This is a genomic window from Streptococcus sp. CCH8-H5 (assembly GCF_001556505.1).
GTDB lineage: Bacteria > Bacillota > Bacilli > Lactobacillales > Streptococcaceae > Streptococcus.
The window spans coordinates 1-4,643 of sequence record NZ_LSIZ01000152.1 but is presented as its reverse complement, the minus strand read 5'-3'; the positions used below and the strand labels follow the sequence as shown (position 1 = coordinate 4,643).

Here is a 4,643-nt window from a genome sequence, read left to right as displayed (position 1 = left end):
TGTCGCGTTCTTTTTGGACGACTTCTGGTTTGGCATTGGCTACGAAGCGTTCGTTAGAAAGCTTCTTACCGACCATATCCAGTTCTTTTTGCCATTTGGCTAATTCTTTTTCAAGACGAGCCAATTCTTCTTCGACATTAAGGAGGTCTGCGAGTGGCAAGTAGATTTCTGCACCTGTGATGATGCTTGACATAACCAAGTCAGGTACTTCGACATCTTCTGCAATTTCCAAGTGTTCTGGATTTGTGAAGCGTTTGATGTAGTTGACGTTGTCATTAATGAAAGCTTCAAGTTTGCTGTCGCTTATCTTAATCAAGATAATGATTGGTTTGCTTGGAACTGCGTTCACTTCTACACGTGAGTGTGGGTGCAGCACAGAGGAATTTTTTCAGACTTTATATATCTATATCTGAAAACCAATTTGTGTGAAACAACTCTTAAATTCCTCCATATTATCAATTTGATTTGTATCAATCAATACAATTAATTCTTCTTCAGCTCGGGAACAACCAACATAAAATAATTTGTAGGCTGTTAAGGTGGACCTAACCGTATTAATATTAAATATAATTTTCATATCTGCGAGACGAGTTTTCTCTCGAAGCTGTAGCGTATTTTGATTCAAGCAGATAAATTTAAAGTATTCATTGTCTAAATACTTGTTATAGATATTTTGAAAATCATCAAAGTATTGTTCTCTATCCTCCGCTTTAATTTTATTTATTTTTTTTTCTAGTTTCTCTTCTAGTAATAAAATATCACGATAAAAATCATAATAAAACTGTTGAAAACTATCAAAATTAAATTTATTTTGAGTATAAAAACATGTAAACAGGTTTAGAAATTCATACATCTTGATACCTGGATTACTTGAATTTTCAGCTACAAATAGTATCTTTTTATGTCCTTCTCCTTTCACCCCATGTTGTGTTGACACCATAGGGTTCCTATTATATTCATCTATCAATTTAAATAATTCAATTGAAGAGCAAAATAAATCAGTATAAAGAAAATCTCCGTTTTTGTCATATAGAAATATAAATTTATAAAAATCATTACCAATAACTTTATTAGCTACCAATTCTTGGATTACAATTCCTAAAGATTCCTTAGATTTCAATAGCCCAACAAAGAAATCCATTTTTTCTTGCAGCTTTACCTTATCCTCATGAAATTCAATTTTTAAAAGGCTGCTATCAAAAACTGAAATAGATTTATCACCAGGTATGTTTTTTTGGCTATTCTTTAAGATACGAATCACTTCACCATAATTTTTATTGTGATATTCATTTAATACTAGAAACAGCAAACTTAAAAAAGACATTAGCTCATCAGGGTTCTCATCATAGTTACTGTTAACCAAAACATCCATTACACTAATACGACTACTATTAGGGTATATTTCCTGATATTTTTTATAGATTTCTTCAGCAGATTTTCCACTATTATTAATGTTATCGAATCTCTTTCTATTAATCGTTCTTAATTTATAAAACTTCTCGTAAACTTCGCTAGTATTAGATAGAAACCCCTCAATATTATCTGTAAAGACCAATTGAGGTAACTGACCTTTTTTACCTTTATTAGAGTTCTGTGTAACCCTAGAATCAGATAAGTATAAATGATTTAAGAGATCAACTATTTCTTCAGAGGAGCGATAATTTGTAGTAAAGGTTTGAGAGAGGCTACTATCAAATTCACTAAATTCACTTTCAAATGAACCATCGTATTTGTTATAAATTTCTTGCATTTTATCCCCAAGAAAATATACTTTTGTTGAACTGCCCCCAGCCGAATTATAAAAAAATCTCAAAACTTCCGTACTTGTATCTTGAACTTCATCTATAAAAATGTAATTATACATTTCACGCAATTTAAAACCAATTTTAGGAAATCTTTCTATTAACTTAAATGAAAAATATAATAAATCGTCATGAGACAAACCACCATCTAACACAAAAGAACTCTGACGCTCATTGTAATAAATTTTCAAATTTGATTTTATTATTTCTTCAGAAACATCACCATCTACTGAAAATCTTTCCTTATACCATTCAACTAAGTTCCCACCGTTGTCGAGTGTAGTTTTAATCTCTTCTTTATAGATTTCAAAGTAAAAATTTATAATTTTATCGTTACTAAAGAACGGCTTTAAAAAATCGTTTAAAAAACTATGAATAGTTGATATTTCAACATTTGGAGAAATAATTCTATCCTTCATTACCTCTGAAGCTCTATTAGTATAGGTAATACACAAAATTTTAACAAATGGTTCATTATTAAGAATATCGTTAATAGTCTTACTAATAAAGTAAGTCTTGCCACTTCCAGCAGGAGCATTTATTTTGTAGAAGTTATTTTGTTGTTGAGCCACGATAATCCCTCCTCGATATAATTAGGTAGTATGTCAACTTCTTTTCCATTCATGATAATTGAATACATAAAGTCGGTTTTGTCCAAACTATTTACAACATCTCTTATGCTGATTGCTAATCCTTTTTTTCTCGGGATAGAAAAATCTAATTTTGATTCAATCTTTATATCTTTCCAAAAATCTCTCCCATATTTTATAAATACACCTTTATTTCTATTCTTATTTGCTTGATTGTATTTTCTTGATTTTATATTTCTTTTGACTCTTTTTACATTCACAAATGCTGTAATCATTTTTGATTTGAACTTTCTTTGATCTATATAAGTAGTATTATGGTGAACTAAATTACATAAAAGTTTACATAAAATTGCTTCTTCCAAAGTTCTTGCATACCCATCTATGTCTGTTTGAGTAAAAATTTCGATGTTCTCTTTCCTATCTTGTTTCTGTTGGTGATATATACTGCCAACATTACAGTCTCTATCAGAGAATATCGAATTTAAAGTTGTATTAGAAGACCTATCCTTATCTATTTTAAATAAATTTATCCTATATTTATCGTAATCAATGTCAGTAAAGACACAGGCCTTCATTCCCAATTCATTTAATAGTGGAAAATATTTATGTGCGTGAGCTCCGCCACATTGACAATAACTTATATATTGACGAGTTAAGTTGATATATTTTGAATGTTTCCTATTAATCAAACTTTCAAAATACATCCTCTCTGCATCACCCTCATAAAAGATAACAGCATCTGAAAAAATTAAATCTGCGAAATTCAATTTAAAAAATGTTTCGTAAAATGTTTTATTTCCATTATTAACAATAAATTGATGCAAATCAACTATACGATTCATAAAATTATTTTCTGAACGAATGACTTTTATATCATTTACATCTACATTTTTTACAATTTCAGTTGAATGAGTTGTAATAATTCCTTGTAGATTTTTTTGTTTACTAAAAATAGTTTCAATATAACTAACTAGCACTTTCTGCATTTGTATATGCATATGTGCTTCAGGTTCTTCAATAACAAATAAATTAACAGTATTTGGTTGAATTGTTCTTCTAAATCTATCAATTTGGAGACTCATATAAATTAAATTACTAACTCCAAGACCTTGGGATTCTTCAGTTAAACTAAATAAAAACTCATCTGTTCTATGTGAATAATTGATTAATAAACTATCCTTAATCAAGTTCAATAAATTCTTTTCGTTAAAATGAAATTTCGCGTCTAAAGCTTCAATTTCATTTTTTGATACATTATCTAGACTGTCTTTTAAGTCAGATAAAATTTTTTGTGTTTCGTTTTGAAAACTAGAATCAATTTCTGATTCAGCCAAATCGTTAGCTATTTTATTTTTTAATTCATCAAATTTACTATCCCATACAGAATCACTGTTAGTAGGATCAGATGATGAAATAATTGATGTAGTTATCTTTTTATTTTTAAGATTTTCATCATCTAGTTCTCTGTCAGCAGATATATATTCAAAATGGAATAATTTCTTAAAATCTTTATATTCAATAATTTTCTTATTCTTGAAATCCTTATCAGCATAAAAATAAATACTTTCTGTGTTTTGTTCTATGATTTCTTGAAGCATTGTAGCTGATTTGATATCTTGTTTAACAAATTCTTCTTTAATTACCTCTGTATTGAGTTTATAATTGTATTCAAAATAAAAATTCTGCATCTCATCATCAAGATCCATTAGGTAGTTTGCAAATAAACCAATGGATTCTTCCCAGTCATATGACAATTCAAATTGAACTTTTATTTTTATGTGTTCATTAATATAACCTATAAATTCCTTGAACTTCTCATTATTACCACCTGAGGAAAAATCTAATTCCTTGATTTTGTTATCCAACAAGGACTTTAATGCGATAGAAAAATCTTTAAAACTCACTGACTTACTTGATTTATTATTAAAAATAATATCTAGCAACTGAATCAGCGAGGTTTTTCCACTATTGTTAGCTCCTGCTAAAATGGCAAAATTTCCATGTTTTAAATTTATCGTACTCTTATTAAAGCGTCTATATCCCTCGATAGTAATTTTATCAATTCTCATAAATATTACTCCTTTTTTCAAAAGTAAGCGCTATCAAAAATTAGTGAAAGATAAACCTAAATCATAATATTTAGGTTTATCTTTCAATGTTTATTTAACCAATTTCTTCATTTCTTCAATACGCACTACTGTCGCATCGTATTTAGCTTGGTAATCTTCTTGTTTGTCGCGTTCTTTTTGGA

Annotated in this window: 2 protein-coding genes and 1 pseudogene; all 3 read right to left on the bottom strand. The window is 28.8% G+C overall.

Annotation, left to right across the window (positions count from 1 at the left end; translation table 11 throughout):
- Nucleotides 1-364, bottom strand: a pseudogene (gene valS / locus AX663_RS09925) (valine--tRNA ligase); the annotation flags it as partial.
- A 39-nt stretch (nt 365-403) separates the two neighbouring features.
- Nucleotides 404-2,374, bottom strand: a complete 1,971-nt coding sequence (locus AX663_RS09920; RefSeq protein WP_060973382.1) for a UvrD-helicase domain-containing protein — start codon at nt 2,372-2,374, stop codon at nt 404-406.
- Nucleotides 2,341-4,461: an ATP-dependent nuclease gene (locus AX663_RS09915; protein ID WP_060973381.1), complete on the bottom strand. Its 2,121-nt coding sequence runs from the start codon at nt 4,459-4,461 to the stop codon at nt 2,341-2,343. Before AX663_RS09915 ends, AX663_RS09920 begins: the two co-directional genes overlap by 34 nt.
- Between the last annotated feature and the right edge of the window lie 182 nt (nt 4,462-4,643).

Coding starts and splice junctions, on each gene's coding strand:
- AX663_RS09915 (WP_060973381.1), bottom strand. CDS start 4,461: ATGAGAATTGATAAAATTACTATCGAGGGATATAGACGCTTTAATAAG.